The following is a 15,388-nucleotide window of genomic DNA, read 5'->3' on the forward strand; positions in this document are numbered from 1 at the left end:
GGGCTGCTGGCGAAACAGCCTCTAAGGCGGGTGCAAGACGCCTATCCGAGAAAGTCTACGAGTGCACCAATGGCAGGTAGCCAGCCATCAGCGTTTCCGGCTCCTGGCAGCTCTCGTGCTATACGTTCTGCCTTGAGTGTGAGTAACCATTGACGAAACTCGGTCCTATCGAATGGCTGCGTGCCTTCTTCCAGGTACCCGCCGACAAGTGCATCGACCAACGTTCTATCTGTTGGGCAGCCTATTGCCATCAAGTTTGCGGCCTCTACAAATCTGACGCCGTACTCCATTCGGCGCGCCAATTTCTTGGATTCTCCTTGGACATCTTCCTTGCCAATTGCGCCTGCCATGCTCCCAGCGGCACGTAGTACCCACGCCCATCGCTGCGTTACGTAACCACCAAAGAACACCGCAAGTTGCTCAACATCTTCTTCTAAGAAGGCGGGTAGTTCATGATTCAGCCCTGACAGCCACTCATCAATGTCTTTTCGCTGAACGCTGTCCTTGGTCAACATTTGTGCAATTTTCGGCAGAGGGGTTCCTGAGAGCCACGCTAACACGACATTGGTAAAGCTATCGGCCTTGATAGGATAACCTTTGCGTCCATCCCTGATCGACTCAAACTCGCCGGTCTCCAGTTCAATCACAAACTCCCCCTCCAGCACGTGTTGCGCAAGCGCGGCGACAAGTGGTTCCCACTGGATTCCAAGTCGTTGCCGAATTCTTTTGCCAATCCGTGGTTCCTCTCCGGGCAAGTAGGAGTCCAGAAATCGCACGAGATTGAGGCACGAACGGCCAGACAATCCAGTAGCCAGCGCGACACGACCAAAAGGAGTCAGGCTAAGAGGGCTGTTTACCTGCATGAGGGGGTAATCTTCTGCCTCGACCATTTCATCCGAGAATTGTTTTAATCTTTTCATGAGTAATGGCCGGACCTTCGTGTCTTTTCCTGCGAATAACGAGGAGGCGAATCTTTCTTCCTGATGGTCTTCAAACGTTGAGGCATCCAGGAATGCTGCAAACTGTGATTCCAGTGCTGCACTGGCTTCACGTGAAAAACCAACCTCCTCGTCGTCATTTCTGGCGCTAAGTTCTAGGCTTAACGCTGATTTGAGTGAAATATCAGAGGGCTGGACATATAGGCTCAGGTAGCTCCTGAGCCTTTCCTTGAACCGCACTCCCGACTGTTCGGGATTGTCCGCGATGATGGTGTCTCCTTCTACGTAAACTCCCGCACGACCGCATCTTCCAGCGATGTTCCTGAAAAGCAAGGAGGGCATCGGTTGTTGTCGGCCAAAGCGCCTTTGTTGCCAGCCGGCCATGACTACGACTCTGAAAGGCAAATCGACACCTTCCGCTAGTGTTGTGGTTGCCATTACCAGCTTGAGTTCTTTCTTCTCCATCAATGCTTCGAGTTTCTCTCGAACCCACCCGGGAAGTGATGCGTTGTGGTATGCGACTCCATGGCGTAGTGCACGCGCAAGTGTTTGTAGGTATGGAAATCTCCGCGACACTTCTTTGGCGAGCGAGACGGCAGCGGAATCATCGTTCAGTTCGGACAAGCCACTAATTGCCAGTTGTGCTAATGCTCGAGTCTGTGCCCGATTCATGCAGACTACCAGCACAGGTTCGCCAAAGCGTGTATGCTGTTCAAGCGCAATTGCGGAGATATTATCCAAAACCCGACGTCGTTGGATGTTTATCAAGCCATAATTGGGCGGTGCAGCCAGTACATCAATGCGATGCGGAAGAGTCACCTCGCCGGTCCAAGCGGGCTCGGAGTCACGGCGACGCTGGCTGTGAAGCCTCTCTCCCGGCGTAAAGTAGTTTACGGCGCTGTCTGGTGTGGAAATTGCAATCCTTCGAGCTGTTGGTTTCCAACTAGAGGAGAAAATACTATCCTCTGAGATGTGGAGCCAATCGCTAAGTGTCTCAGAACGAGATAGTACGGGAGACAGTGCTACAATTCTTGGCGCGTATATGGTGTCAAGCGACATTAACCGGGCAGCAAGTCCTTCGTAGATTAAGCCTCGGCCTGGCTGCTCAATCAGGTGGAATTCATCGAAGACACAGCAGGAAATTTGTGGGTATAGTTCTGGATGTTCTCGCATTAGAGCATCGAAGGCTTCAGGTGTTGCGACAAGCACGCGTTGTGAGTCGTGGTCCGCGTGCTGCTTTCCTTCAAGATACCCGCCCCTGCGTATTTCACAGCGAATGCCAAGTGCTTGAAGTCGCCGCTCCATTCGTCGGGCTACTTGATCTGCGAGCGCTCGGTACGGAGCCAGGTAGACTGCGAGTGGCCGCTCATCAGAGAGTGAGGTGAGCATCGCCAGTTCACCTAGAAGGGTCTTTCCCGTACTTGTAGGGAGTAGAACCAACGCGTTCCCAGGGCGGCTCAGAAAGCCTTTTTCTTCTAAGACGTGTACCTGCGAAGGGAAGAGCAATGCCGACGTGTCCATTCGCAGCGCGGCAATGTAGCGGGCGTTTTTGAATCCACTTTTCGTCAATACGCGTGCCGCCGATAGCTGCCAGCAGCGATTGTGAATTGCACGCCAAAATAACAAGAGGAAGCGATCAAACTCCGGCCACCAACTGCTTGCCTCGCCACATACGACGTTGAATTCGTGTGTCGCTTGTTCGAAGTCAACTGGATCGCCGGAACTGAGCGCGGTATCTAATTTTCGTGCATACCGGCGCAAAGTTCGCGGTGAATTTGAAGAGAGATGTTGAACGCGTGTTGCGAGGGTGCTGACAATCCAATGCTCGAAGGACTCTTTATTTGTCTTGGGCAGGGCTTTTCGTGCCCAAACTGAAGCAGAAGCAAAATTGCCGGCAATGGCGTATGATACCGACGCAAGCACGTAAAAGGTTGCGGCCGACTTTTGTCGGGGACGTCCCAGGTTCCCCAGTGCACGCGCAAGTAGTGTGGTGGCATGATCCGCTGAGCCATCTGGTGCGAATAACCCTGCAGGATCCAGGGTTGCGCACTCCAAACTTAGCCTTAGTAGTACATTCTCGGCTTCGAGTCTTGTCCCTAGAGGTGGCTCTTCAAATTTACGGACCCATCTGGCGATCTGATGCTCGATTTTGTCTAAGTCGAGTGTTTGGCATTGAGTCTCGAAATCACTTGGTCTGATCATTGGAATGTTTTTTGAATTGTCTTCTTCAGGAAGTCATTTAGGTCGTTGAGTTCGATTGAATTTAGTCGCACCTGTGTAGGTTGCCATCCCTTCTTGATGAGCCAGTGCTGTAGTCGTGTGAATGCCCGCTCTCGTCGGGCGATGTGGGATGTATTGCTCCCAGTGCAGCAAACCAAAACGCCAATAAGTTGGATTTTTGGTGATGTGCTCGGCTTTGTGCCGACCAGCCGTTTGACGGGCTCAACCATGTCTGGCCTGGACATTTTGAGTTCCAAGTCAGATAAAATAGCCCCGATTCGAATGGTTAGGCGACCACGCGCATTCCTCGAAAATAATCCACTGAAATCTGCTTTCAGGCTGGATTTCTTGCTCGCGATCAGCTTGGTGCCAGAGATGGAACTGGACTTGACTTCGATCACTAGCAGTGTGAGTGGGGGCCCTGGTCTTATCGCAAGGATGTCGAATCCCGGATCGGAAGACTTTTTCCATGGCGTTGTGGCATTTGCCACCCACGTCCACCTCTTCTTGAATAGGGCCCAGTATTCATCCCCGAGTTCATACACCAGTGTTTCTGCGAGATTCCCTTGCAGGGATTTGTTTAGTCTGGGCTTTGTTTCTGGCAGTGGAGCTGGGAGTCTTCTTAATGCTGCGGAAAACTTACGAATCAATCCCGATTCATTACTGACGATCTCTCTTCTATAAGTCGCCATCGGGTACGCATTGAGAACTGATGCGTACGAACCACGAGTTGACTTTGCAGTTCTTGTGCGAGGTGGCACAGGCCCCTTCCCTCAGCGAATTGCCAGCGAGTCCCCTGTCCGCCCATCCCCTTGTCCCATGAATTTACTCAAAGCAGGCAGGCTAGCAGGCGCTTGGCCGCAAGAGCAATTGACTTTAAGTTTCGCCCTTGTGCCACGCAGGAGTTCACTTGCGTGGGGGTATGGTTGATAGGCACGAGAAGAAGGGCACCAGCAGTCTTGGTCGGCATGCGCTTGCTGCAGCGCTCCAGCTGGCTCCGCGTCAAGAAGCGAAATTCCCGCGCTGTTCTCAGCCTCTCAGGGCAGGCCCGCGTCGGAGTCCGGGCCGGCGTCCGGCGTGGAGCCGCCGATCGCGGGCAGGGGGGTGGCTTGCATGAGGCGCTCGCGGGTGAGGCCGAAGAGCGTGGTGCGGGCGAGCTCGGGGGCTCTATCCCTGTTCTTGCCCAGCCAGGTGATGACGACGCCGCAGGGGGTGTCATCGTCCCAGGCGACGACCTGCATCATGCCGGGCACGGGCTCGCGGCGGGCGGCGGCCTTGCCGAGCGCGGGGATTTCCATGCCTCCCGCGCGCAGGGTGGGGGCGAGCAGTCCGCGCACGTCCTGCCCGTCGGGCAGCTGGTGGCAGTCGTAGGCGATGGAGACGGTGACTTCCTTCTGCTCCTGCTCCGCCGAGCGGAAGGTGCAGAGCGGCCCGCAGGTGGGGCACGTCCGCTCCTCCTTGAAGGTGAAGCCGGGCAGGGCGTCGCGAATCTCGGGGGTGATGAGGCCCTCGCAGGCGAGGGCGCTCGGGGGAGGCAACATGCCCGCGTCCGGCGCGCCCGCGTCCTGTGAGCAGCGGCATGCACCGAGCGACAGTGCCAGCACCACTCCCGCGCCCCATCCGACCCTCATCCCTGGCTCCCTCTGTGTACGCATACCCGTGAAGCGGCGGATGCTAGACCGGCCTGCCCCCCGCGTGGCCACGATGAAGTGCTGGTCCGGGTACCGGCCTGCCCGCTGGCGGACGCTGCGCCGCTCGCTCGTTGGGAGTCCTCGTTCCCGGGTGGGGTGTGGTCTAAGCTGCGCCTCCCCCCTCGTCCCTCGGGAGACTTCCCCCATGCGCGCCAGTGTCATCGGCTCCGGCTCTTTCGGTACCGCCCTCGCCAACGTGCTCGCCGTCAATTGCGAGCAGGTGGGCCTGTGGGGCCGGGACGCCGCCCTCGCCGACGCCATCAACACCCGCCACGAGAATTCCGGTTACCTCCCTGGCATCCCCATCTCCTCGCGTGTCCAGGCCACCACGGACCTGAAGACGGCGCTGGAGGGCTCGGAGCTGGTGGTGCTGGCCACGCCCAGCCATGCCACGCGCCAGGTCATCTCCCAGGCGCTGCCGCACCTGCCCAAGCACGCGCCCCTCGTCACGGTGGCCAAGGGGATTGAGAACGAGACGCTCCTCACCATGACGGAGCTGCTCGAGGACTGCCTGCCCGAGGAGCACCACCCCTACATCGCCGTGCTCTCCGGCCCCAGCTTCGCCAAGGAGCTGGCCCAGCGCATGCCCACCGTCGTCACCATCGCCTCGCACTGGGACAAGGTGGCGGTGCGCTGCCAGAAGGCACTGCAGACGGAGACGTTCCGTTCCTACACCTCCAATGACGTGGTGGGGGTGCAGTACGGCGGCGCGCTGAAGAACGTCATCGCCATCGCCGCCGGCATCGCGGATGGGCTGGGCATGGGCCACAACGCCCGCGCCGCCATCATCACCCGCGGCCTGGCGGAGATCACCCGCCTGGCCGTGCGCAAGGGCGGCAATCCGCTCACGCTCTCGGGGCTGTCCGGCATGGGGGACCTGGTGCTCACCTGCACCGGCGAGCTCAGCCGCAACCGGCACGTGGGCATGGAGCTGGGCCGGGGCCGCTCGCTCCAGGACATCCTCGGCGACATGCGGCAGGTGGCCGAGGGCGTGAAGACGGCGAAGAGCGCGAGGGACCTGTCGCGCAAGGTGGGGGTGGAGCTGCCCATCTGCGATCAGGTGTACGCCATCGCCTACGAGGGCAAGAGCGCCCGCGCGGCGGTGGTGGAGCTGATGACGCGCCAGCCCAAGTCCGAGCTGGTGTGAGGAGGCGGAGCGGGGCGGCGCTCAGTACGCGGCGCCGCCAACGCCCTTCACGCGCCACACGGTCTGCCGCTGGGTGGTGGTGTGCGAGACGATGACGCCATCCTGCTGCATCTGGTCCAACAGCCGCACCAGCTTGCTGCGGTCCAGGCCGGTGGCCGCCGCGAGGGCCGGAGTCTCCAGGCCCGCGGGGTAGCGGCGCAGCTCGTCGACGATGAGCTTCTTGAACTCGGCCTTCACGGCGCCGTCCATGTCCTGGGCCTTGGCGGCCTGGAGGATGGCGGCGGCGATGAGCCCCAGCACCACCATGGCGAGGGCCGGGTAGACGATGTGGCTGTTGCGCTCGAGCATCTCGAAATAGTTCGGGTCCACCGATGAGGCGGGCTTTTCGAGGCTCGTACCCAGGCCGGGGATGGGCACCAGGGCCAGCAGGGACGGAGAGAAGAGGGAGGGCATGAGCACGGCACCGGGACTGTAGAAGGCCCCGGTGCCTGCCCGCAACCCCTGGCCCGGGGCCTATGCTGCCCCGAGGTTCTGCTCGGGCTCCTCGGCGGCCTCGAGGGGCTCCTCCGAGGGGCTCTCGGCCATCCCGAAGGTCCCGAAGGTGTGCGCCGGGTCCGGGGTGACGACGCCGAGGTTGCGCGAGGCGCCCTCGGCGAAGAGGGTGGTGTCCGCCTTGGCCAGGAGGGCAGCCAGGCCCTCGCGGCTCGCCGCGCTGATGGCCACGCCGCCCGCGGTGCGCAGCAGCGAGCCCACCTCGTCCGGGTTGAGCAGGTCCGCCTTGTTCCACACCATGAGGCGCGGCTTCTGCATCAGGTCCAACGAGTCGAGGATGTTCTCGACGGCCTGCACCTGCTCGTCGCGGGACGGATCGCTCGCGTCCACCACGTGCAGCAGCAGGTCCGCGTCGTACAGCTCCTCGAGCGTGGCGCGGAAGGCGGCCACCAGGTCCTTGGGCAGGTCCCGGATGAAGCCCACCGTGTCGGTGATGATGACCTCGCGCTCCTGGGGGAAGCGCAACCGGCGGCTGGTGGGGTCCAGCGTGGCGAACAGCTTGTTCTCCGCGAGCACCTCGGAGCCGGTGATGGCGTTGAGGAGCGTGGACTTGCCCGCGTTGGTGTAGCCCACGATGGAGATGACGGGCAGCTCCCTGCGGTTGCGCTGCGCCCGGCGGACCTCGCGCTCGCGGGAGAGCGCGTCGATGCGCTTCTCCAGGTGGTTGATGCGATCGCGCGCGCGGCGGCGGTCGATTTCCAGCTTCGTCTCACCGGGGCCGCGTCCGCCGATACCACCGGCCAGACGGCTCAGGGAGGTGTCGCTCTGCACCAGGCGGGGCAGGCGGTACTTGAGCTGGGCCAGCTCGACCTGGAGCTTGCCCTCGGCGCTCTGCGCCCGCTGGGCGAAGATGTCGAGGATGAGCTGGCTGCGGTCGATCACCTTGAGGCTGGTGGCCTCGCTGATGTGGCGGCCCTGGGACGGGGTGAGGTCCTTGTCGAAGATGAGGACGTCCGCCATGGCCTGCATGGAGCGCAGGTTGAGGTCCTCCAGCTTGCCGCGGCCGATGAGGTAGCGAGGGTCCGCCTCGCGGCGCATCTGCAGCACGCTGTCGATGACCTCGACGCCCGCGGTGCGCGCGAGCTCCTTGAGCTCGGCGAGGCTGGCCTCGGCCTGGGCGCGGTTGCCGTTGAGGCACACGGCCACGAGGATGGCCTTGTCGCGGCCCGAGACGGTGCGCGCGGCGGCTTTGCGGTTGAGCTCCTCCTCGAGGGCTTCCAGGGTGTCGAGCACATCCGGCTGGCCGTCATGGACGTCCGGCAGGGTGGTGACGCTCCAGAAGTCACCGGTGCCGTTCTCGGGCACCAGGTGCGCGTAGTGCAGCACGCCGGGCAGGCCGGTGTCGCCCACGCCCACCGCGGCGACCATGTCCAGGCGCAGCAGCGCGAGGTCCGTCAGGTCGTCCTTGGTGAGTGGCTCGCTCTTGAGGTGGGTGTGCACCAGGCGCAGACCGCGCAGACGCACTTGTCCGGCGCGGGCACGGCCGATGTCGGGCAGCTCCAGCTTGTGGGCGTTGCCCACCACCACGTACTCGATTTCGCCCTTGCGGTTGAGCAGGACGCCCACCTGGCGGTTGGTCTCTCGAGACAGCTCGGTGAGGTGACGGGCGAGCTCGGGGGAGACGATCTCATGCGGCGAGACGCGGCGGCGGTAGGTGTTGCGCAGCCGGCTCTGCTCGCTTGCCTTGAGTCCGAGGGTGTTTCCGTAGATTTCCTTCAAAAGTGTCCTTCTCCCGCGCGGAGGGAAGGGCGCCCGCGCCACGCCGTCGTCCTGTCCCTTTTCACATCTTGAGGATAGGTGCCTTCGGCTCCGGATTCACCTCCGGGGTTCCCGAAAGCCCGACCTCGTACAACACGCCCTGGCGGCGGTTGCTTCCGGGGAGGGACGGCTTCGGGTGTCCCTCCTGACACCTTGGATGGCATAACCTGGAGATGTGAGTTCTTCCGGACGAAACGCGGTGCGCGCTGCCCGGCGCGTGGTGGTGAAGATCGGGACCAATGCCCTCACGAACGCCACGGGGCGCTTCAACCGGGCCCACTTCGAGGCGCTGGGGGAGGATCTGCTGTGGGCGGCCCAGGGCCGGGAGTTGGTGGTGGTGTCCAGCGGCGCCATCGCTCTCGGCGTGGAGCGGCTGGGGCTGCCCGCGCGCCCCAAGGACATCCCCGGCAAGCAGGCGTGCGCCGCGGTGGGTCAGAGCCGGCTGATGCAGGCGTACGAGGAGGCCTTCGGCAAGGCGGACCGGCGGGTGGCCCAGGTGCTCCTCACCCATGGAGACGTGCAGGACCGTCGGCGCTACCTCAACGTGAAGCACGCCCTGGAGCGCCTCATCGAGGCCGGGGTGGTGCCCGTCATCAACGAGAACGACACCGTCTCCGTGGACGAGCTCAAGTTCGGTGACAACGACACCCTGGCCGCCCTGGTGGCGGGCGTGGTGGAGGCGGATGTGCTCATCGTCCTCTCGGACGTGGAGGGGCTCTTCACCGCCGACCCGCGGAAGGACCCCAACGCCCGCCTGCTCTCCCAGGTGGATGCCGTCACCCCCGAGTTGCTGGCGCTGGCCGGCGGCTCCGGCTCCCTGGTGGGCACCGGTGGGATGGCCACCAAGATTCGCGCCGCCGCTCGCGTCACCGAGCTCGGCGTCCGCTGCCTCATCACCTCCGGCGCCGTGCCCGGCCGGTTGCGCTCCGTGCTGTCCGGCGAGCCCGTGGGCACCCTCTTCGAGACCTCCGGCTCCCGGCGCAGCGCCCGCATGGCGTGGATCGCCCACGCGCTCAAGCCGAAGGGGAAGCTCATCGTGGACCCGGGAGCGCGCGAGGCCGTGGTCACCAGCAAGCGCAGCCTGCTGCCCTCGGGCATCCGTCTGGTGGAGGGCGACTTCGGCCGGGGAGACCCCGTGGATCTCGTCGACGAGCAGGGGCAGGTGTTCGCCCGCGGCCTCAGTGCCTATGACGATGGGGAGTTGCGGAAGATCGCCGGCCTCAAGAGCGCCGATATCGAGTCGGTGCTCGGCTACCGGTACCTCGACGAGGCCGTGCACCGCGATGATCTGGCGGTGCTGTAGACCCTCTCCAGAGGGAGAGGGAGCGCACTCAGATGGGACGGCCGGAGCCACCCACGGCGGCGTCCTCGCTCAGGTCCATCAGCGCGCGGAACTCGGGCGAGTCCACCTTCATGAGCAGCAGTGAGACCTCCAGGTCGCCCGGGTAGCGGCCCAGCTGCACCCGGCGCTGCTGCCCGTGCAGCAGGGCCAGCTCCGAGTGCCCCTTGATCTCCGGCAGCATCAGATCCAGCTCCAGGTGGAACGTCTCGCCCTCGGCCGTGGGGGTGAGCACCAGACGGTAATCCGGCTGGCTCGCGCCCGGCTTGCGGCGCTCGGCGCGCACCGTGCGGCCCGTCTCCCCGAGCAGCTTGGGCTGGGCCACCAGCCGGCCCTCGCGCCGCACTTCCAGCGCGAAGTACAGCGGCTCGGCCTCCGCCTGCGTGGGCACCGCCCCGATGCATGCCAGTCCCACCAGCGCCAGCCCGAGCCATGCCTTCTTGATGAGGGTGGAGCGCGTCATGTGGGTCCTCGCAGTGCGTGCGGCCAGACGAGCCCGCCCCGATCAGGCGTGTACGCCGTCGATTCCTAGGAATATCCCAGTTGCCCGCCGTTCGCGAGCCCGCCTGCCGTGAACGCCTGCTCGCCAACCCTCGGGTCGGTTCCGCACATTCATGGACACACCTGGACGTGCGTTCAGCAAAAAGCTGTTCAGGTACTGTTCCTCCGGGTAGATCCACGATCGCACGGGGCGTGAGCGGACATCCGTCCGTTGTCGTGGCTCCCTGCCTTGACCCGACCTGACGCTTTTGCGCATTGTCGAAAACCTTCCGATGGACCGTACCGAACGCCTCCTCGATCTCGTCGCGCTGTTCCTGGATGCTCGGGAACCGATCTCCTGGGCGGAGCTGCGTGAGCACTTCCCCGCCGACTACATGGGCATTTCCGATGATGCCGCCGAACGCAAGTTCGAGCGCGACAAGGCGGAACTGCTCGAGCTGGGCTTCCCCCTCACCTACATCCAGGGAGATGACGAGCGGAAGGACGGCTACATCGTCGACCGCGACGCCTACTACCTGCCCGAGGTGGACCTCACCAAGGAGGAACTGGCCGTCCTCTACGCCGCGGGCAGCGCCGCGTTGACGTCCGGGGCCTTCCCCGGCCGCGACGACCTGTCCCACGCCCTGCGGAAGATCGGTTTCTTCGCGGGCAACGCGCTGCCCACCCCGCGCGTGCGCATGGAGCTGGGCTCGGAGCAGGATGGGCCGCAGCTCGCCGCGAACCTGGAGTCGCTCTGGGACGCGTGTGCCTCGCACAAGTGGGTGCAGATGTCCTATGCCTCGCCCAAGCGGCCAGACCTCACGGATCGCAAGGTGGACCCGTACGGCCTGGTGCTGCGCCGGGGCATCTGGACGCTGGTGGGCTACTGCCACCTGCGCCAGGGGGTACGCACCTTCCTCGTGCACCGCATCCGCTCGCTCAAGGCGAACACCGCCCGTCCGCGCACCCCGGACTTCGAGGTGCCCGAGGGCTTCTCCTTCGACAACCACGTGGCCAGCTCCCCCTGGCAGCACCGCTTCCACGAGAGCGTGAACGCGCGCCTGCGCCTCACCGGCGAGCTGATGACCCGCGGTGCCTCGCTCTTCCCGGGTGCCACCGTGGCCCCGGCCGAGGACGGCGAGGGCGTGCTGGTGGAGTTGCCGGTGACGTTCCTGGATGGACTGCTGCGCTTCTGCCTGCAGCTGGGGCCGGAGTGCCGCGTGGAGGCGCCCGAGGATGCCCGGCAGCGGGTGAAGGACATGGCCTCGCGCATCCTCGAGAAGCACGCACCCCGTGAGGAGGTGGCGGCATGAGTGTCCACGAGCGTCTTCGCCGTCTGCTGTTCCTCGTTCCCTTCGTCTCCTCGCGCCCCGGTATCTCCGTGGAGGAGCTGGCGCGCGCCCTCAACGTCAGCCGGGAGCACCTGCTGGAGGACCTGGATCTGCTCACCTGCGTGGGCCGGCCCCCCTTCAACCCGGACGACTACATCGACATCTACGTCGAGAACGACCGCGTCTACGTGGACCTCGACCAGCGCCTGTCCGCGCCGCCGCGGCTGACGGTGGGCGAGGCCTCGGCGCTGGCCGCCTCGGCGGAGCTGCTGCGTCCGGCGGCGGGCGATGCGCTGCGCAGCGCGGTGGAGAAGCTGGAGGGCGTGTTGCCTCCGGGCGCGGGCGAGCGTTTCCGCGAGATGTACCGGAAGATCGACGCCGCGGTGGAGGCACCGGAGGCCCTGGGGCCGCTCACCCGGGCCATCCACGAGCGGCGCGAGGTCTCCTTCGACTACGCCACCCCGGGCCGGGGCGGCCTCGAGTCGCGCCGGGTGCGGCCGCACGAGCTGCTCAGCCACCGGGGCCAGTGGTACCTCCAAGCTTGGGACCTCAACCGTCAAGACGATCGGCTCTTCCGGGTGGACCGGATGCAGAACCTGGCCGTCACGGACGCAACATTCCAGCCACGCGAGGATGCCCGGGCCGAGGTGCCCAACCCGGCCCGCACCAACGCGGCCGTCCGGGTGCGCTTCACCCAGCTGGTGGCCCCCTACGTCCGGGAGCGCTTCGGCGAGGACGCTCGCCTGCTCGCGGATGGGGGCGTGGAAGTGCGGGTGGCGGGCGACAACGAGCGCTGGTTGACGCAGTGGGTGCTATCGTTCGGCGGCGAGGCCGAGGTGCTCGAGCCCGCTTCGGCCCGTGCGGCCGTGGCCCGCGCGGCGAAGGCCGTGTTAGGAGTCTGAGGTTTTCATGAGCTTTCAGCTGACGATCGCCGAGGGCAAGGAGGCCGGGAAGGAGTTCGAGTTCGAGCAGGACTCCGTCCTCATCGGCCGCGTCAACGAGTGTGACGTCGTCCTGTACGACGCGGGCATCTCCCGTCGTCACTGCCGCATCTTCGTCGAAGGGGGACAGCACTTCGTCGAGGACCTGGGCAGCTCCAATGGCACGCAGCTCAATGGCAAGCTGGTGAAGGAGAAGCAGCCGCTGGGGGAGGGCGATCAGCTGTCGCTCGGGCCGGTGGTCTTCGTCTTCAAGCCGCTGGCGGCGGACATCGTCACGGACGCGGGCGTGGGCGGCGGCGAGAGCCCCGACAGCACGCGCATCGTGTCCGTGGAGAACGTGGCGCGTCAGCGCAACCGCGGCGCGGCCCTGGCCCCCGAGGGGGCCAACGAGGAGGAGTTGGAGGAGGCGCGGCTCAACACCACCCGCCCCATCCAGGCCCTGCGGAGCACCACCCGTGCCGGGACACAGCCCGCGATGCCCGCGGTGGGGGGTGCTGCCTCGCGCACGGCCACCCGTCCCCAGGTTCCGGCCGCCGGGCCCGGTGCCCTGACGCGGGCTCCGGCGTCCGCACCCACGGCCGCGCCCCGGCGCCCCACCTCCAACGCGGTGGCCCGTTCCGCTCCGGCGGCCCAGGGTGGTGGAGGCCTGTCCGCCGCCGAGCGTGCCCGCATCCGCCGTGAGTCTCCGGGTCTGGTGGCGCAGGCACGGCTGTTCTGGGCGGATGCCACGCCCATCGTGCGCAACGCCCTCATCGGCCTGGGCGTGTTGAGCGTGATGGGCATGGTGGCCCTGGTGTACTGGCTGGTGCTCGGCGGCGAGGCCAAGGTGACCCGTGGTCCCGAGCCCGTCGTCATCGGCCCCACGCCCATCGATGACTCCTTCGGTTACGGCGAGGGCGTCATGTGGGAGAACAAGGACCAGAAGATCTTCGAGTGGGAGTACACCGCCGCCACCCGGGCCCTGGCCATCGTGCACTTCCAGGCGCACGGCATCTCCGAGGGCGAGGTGATGGTGACGATCAACGGCGTGGACCTGAGCAAGGTGCCTCCGGACACGCTGGCCAGCCAGGATCGCATCCTGGAGATCATGATCCCCTCGGCGCAGCTGAAGAAGGGCGAGACCAACCGCATCACCTTCGACAACACGAAGAACCCGCCCGGCGAGGAGGAGTGGCGCATCTGGAACATCTGGCTGGAGAAGGTGCTGTTGCCGGAGATTCCGCCCGACCAGCTCGTCGAGGAGGCGCGCAAGGCGTACAAGCGCGGCGTCAAGAACATGGAGAACAAGGAGGTGGGTGCGCGCAACCGCTACGAGGCGTGGAAGTCCTTCCGCGAGGCGTGGCTGTTGCTGGAGGCCCACCCCGAGCCCAAGCCGGACCTCTATTACGAGGCGCGCGAGCGCGTGAAGGACACGCAGACGGAGCTGGACCGGGTCTGCTCCAAGCTGATGCTGGAGGTGGAGGGGTACGTCAACCAGAACAACTGGCAGGCGGCCTCGGCCACGTTGGACCACACGCGCGAGTACTTCCCGGGTGAGTTCGATCAGCGCTGCGCCCGCATGGCGGAGATCCGCCGCGCGGACCTGGGGCTGTAACCGCCTCGTGTCCTGCGGGTGACGTCCGGGCCGCTCGGGGGATTGCCCCGGGCGCCAGGTGGACAGGTTGCCGGACGCCGGTGTCATTCCCACCCTTGTCCCACCATGCGTGAGCAGGAGGTGGGCATCAGTTCGGCGTTCGAGGAACAGGCGGGGGAGTCACCCAAGCAAGAGGCTGGCTGCCCGCCCGCTCATGAGCCGGTGTGGAGCCCTCACGTCTCCTCCGCGCTGCTCGCCCGGTACTACCTGCCGCGCTCGCACGGGGTGATCCGCGGCAATGGCTGCCAGTTGTTGCGCGACGGGGTGGAGGCCTACCCGGCGATGCTGACGGCCATCCGGAGCGCGCGCCGCTACGTCCACCTCGAGACGTACATGTTCATCTCCGACGCGGTGGGTGAGCTGTTCGGCGAGGCGCTGGCGGAGGCGGCCGAGCGGGGCGTGCACGTGAAGGTGCTCTACGACGCGCTGGGCTCCTGGACGAGCCGGCGCGGATTCTTCGAGGCCCTGCGGGCGCGCGGGGTGGACATCCGCCCCTTCAAGCCCTTCAGCAGCCTCGGCCGTGGCTTGCGCCACCTGTTGCGGAGAGATCACCGGAAGATTCTCGCGGTGGACGGCGAGGTGGCCTTCATCGGTGGGGTGAACATCTCCGCGCACTGGGCGCCCGAGGGGGAGGGCGGTGCCTGGCGCGACGACGTGCTGCGCGTGGAAGGGCCGGCGGTGTACGAGTTGGAGCGCCGCTTCGTGGCCACCTGGCGCATGGCCTTCCAGGACAGGTTCCGCTCCTGGCGGGAGACGCGCCGGCGCCGGCGGGCGGCCCGGTTGCATCGGCGGGGAGACGTGAGCCTGGCGGTGCTCTCCAGCCGCCGCGGCATCCACCGCGCCTACCTGCATGCCATCTCCCGCGCGCGGCGCAGCGTGCTGGTGGCGGCGGCCTACTTCATTCCGGACCGGAAGCTGGTGGCCGTGCTGCGCGAGGCCGCCCAGCGCGGGGTGGAGGTGAGCCTGCTGCTCAACGCGAAGAGCGACCACCCCTGGCTGGTGCACGCCACGCGCGCCTTCTACGAGAAGCTGCTCACCGCGGGCGTCCGCATCTTCGAGTGGGAGCGCTGCGTGCTCCACGCGAAGACGGCCGTGGTGGATGGGGTGTGGGGCACCATCGGCTCGTTCAACCTCGAGCGGCGTTCGCTGCTCTTCAACCACGAGGTGAACGCCGTCTTCGCCGACCCGCGGCTGGGGCGCAGCCTGGAGGAGTCCTTCCGCGGCGACTGCCAGAGCTGCCGCGAGGTGGACCTGGCCGAGTTCCGCCGCCGCCCCCTCTGGCAGAAGCTGTTCGAGCGGGTGCTGTACGCCTTCCGCAAGGTGCTCTGAGGCGGGGCCGCACTCCGCCATGGAATGGA

At 65.2% G+C, this 15,388-nt stretch carries 12 protein-coding genes; 6 read left to right on the forward strand and 6 right to left on the reverse strand.

All coding sequences use genetic code 11. From position 1 onward, the window contains the following. Positions 1 to 41: 41 nt before the first annotated feature. From BO221_RS52605 to BO221_RS54895, 3 genes are all read right to left on the reverse strand, one after another. Positions 42 to 3,140: a DEAD/DEAH box helicase gene (locus tag BO221_RS52605; protein ID WP_083681168.1), complete on the reverse strand. Its 3,099-nt coding sequence runs from the start codon at positions 3,138 to 3,140 to the stop codon at positions 42 to 44. Continuing rightward, positions 3,137 to 3,850, reverse strand: a complete 714-nt coding sequence (locus tag BO221_RS53805; RefSeq protein ID WP_143195517.1) for a hypothetical protein — start codon at positions 3,848 to 3,850, stop codon at positions 3,137 to 3,139. Before BO221_RS53805 ends, BO221_RS52605 begins: the two co-directional genes overlap by 4 nt. 345 nt (positions 3,851 to 4,195) lie before the next feature. Then, positions 4,196 to 4,789 carry a hypothetical protein gene (locus BO221_RS54895; protein ID WP_073561675.1) on the reverse strand — a complete coding sequence of 198 codons (594 nt, stop codon included), beginning with the start codon at positions 4,787 to 4,789 and terminating at the stop codon, positions 4,196 to 4,198. Between the two features lie 205 nt (positions 4,790 to 4,994). On the opposite strand from BO221_RS54895, the gene BO221_RS17975 reads away from it, so the two are divergent. After that, positions 4,995 to 5,996, forward strand: a complete 1,002-nt coding sequence (locus tag BO221_RS17975; RefSeq protein WP_073561676.1) for an NAD(P)H-dependent glycerol-3-phosphate dehydrogenase — start codon at positions 4,995 to 4,997, stop codon at positions 5,994 to 5,996. 21 nt (positions 5,997 to 6,017) lie between these two features. Here BO221_RS17975 and BO221_RS17980 read toward each other — a convergent pair whose 3' ends face one another. After that, positions 6,018 to 6,449 carry a hypothetical protein gene (locus BO221_RS17980; protein ID WP_233166098.1) on the reverse strand — a complete coding sequence of 144 codons (432 nt, stop codon included), beginning with the start codon at positions 6,447 to 6,449 and terminating at the stop codon, positions 6,018 to 6,020. A gap of 60 nt (positions 6,450 to 6,509) precedes the next feature. Next, positions 6,510 to 8,267 (reverse strand): GTPase HflX, encoded by a 1,758-nt coding sequence (hflX, locus tag BO221_RS17985; RefSeq protein ID WP_233166100.1) that lies wholly within the window; start codon positions 8,265 to 8,267, stop codon positions 6,510 to 6,512. Between the two features lie 214 nt (positions 8,268 to 8,481). On the opposite strand from hflX, the gene proB reads away from it, so the two are divergent. Further along, positions 8,482 to 9,609: a glutamate 5-kinase gene (gene proB / locus BO221_RS17990; protein WP_073561677.1), complete on the forward strand. Its 1,128-nt coding sequence runs from the start codon at positions 8,482 to 8,484 to the stop codon at positions 9,607 to 9,609. A 28-nt stretch (positions 9,610 to 9,637) separates the two neighbouring features. Here proB and BO221_RS17995 read toward each other — a convergent pair whose 3' ends face one another. Next, complete coding sequence (locus tag BO221_RS17995; RefSeq protein ID WP_073561678.1) at positions 9,638 to 10,108, reverse strand: hypothetical protein; 471 nt, start codon at positions 10,106 to 10,108, stop codon at positions 9,638 to 9,640. A 310-nt stretch (positions 10,109 to 10,418) separates the two neighbouring features. Between BO221_RS17995 and BO221_RS18000 the strand changes: the two genes are divergently transcribed. From BO221_RS18000 to BO221_RS18015, 4 genes are all read left to right on the forward strand, one after another. Next, positions 10,419 to 11,438 carry a YafY family protein gene (locus tag BO221_RS18000; protein WP_073561679.1) on the forward strand — a complete coding sequence of 340 codons (1,020 nt, stop codon included), beginning with the start codon at positions 10,419 to 10,421 and terminating at the stop codon, positions 11,436 to 11,438. Further along, positions 11,435 to 12,358, forward strand: coding sequence for a YafY family protein (locus BO221_RS18005; protein WP_073561680.1), 924 nt, complete (start codon positions 11,435 to 11,437; stop codon positions 12,356 to 12,358). Before BO221_RS18000 ends, BO221_RS18005 begins: the two co-directional genes overlap by 4 nt. A 7-nt stretch (positions 12,359 to 12,365) precedes the next feature. Further along, positions 12,366 to 13,991 carry an FHA domain-containing protein gene (locus BO221_RS18010; protein WP_073561681.1) on the forward strand — a complete coding sequence of 542 codons (1,626 nt, stop codon included), beginning with the start codon at positions 12,366 to 12,368 and terminating at the stop codon, positions 13,989 to 13,991. A gap of 105 nt (positions 13,992 to 14,096) precedes the next feature. Beyond that, complete coding sequence (locus tag BO221_RS18015; RefSeq protein ID WP_073561682.1) at positions 14,097 to 15,359, forward strand: phosphatidylserine/phosphatidylglycerophosphate/cardiolipin synthase family protein; 1,263 nt, start codon at positions 14,097 to 14,099, stop codon at positions 15,357 to 15,359. The last annotated feature ends 29 nt before the right edge of the window (positions 15,360 to 15,388 follow it).

It is taken from the genome of Archangium sp. Cb G35 (assembly GCF_001896145.1).
Taxonomy (GTDB): Bacteria; Myxococcota; Myxococcia; order Myxococcales; family Myxococcaceae; genus Archangium; species Archangium violaceum.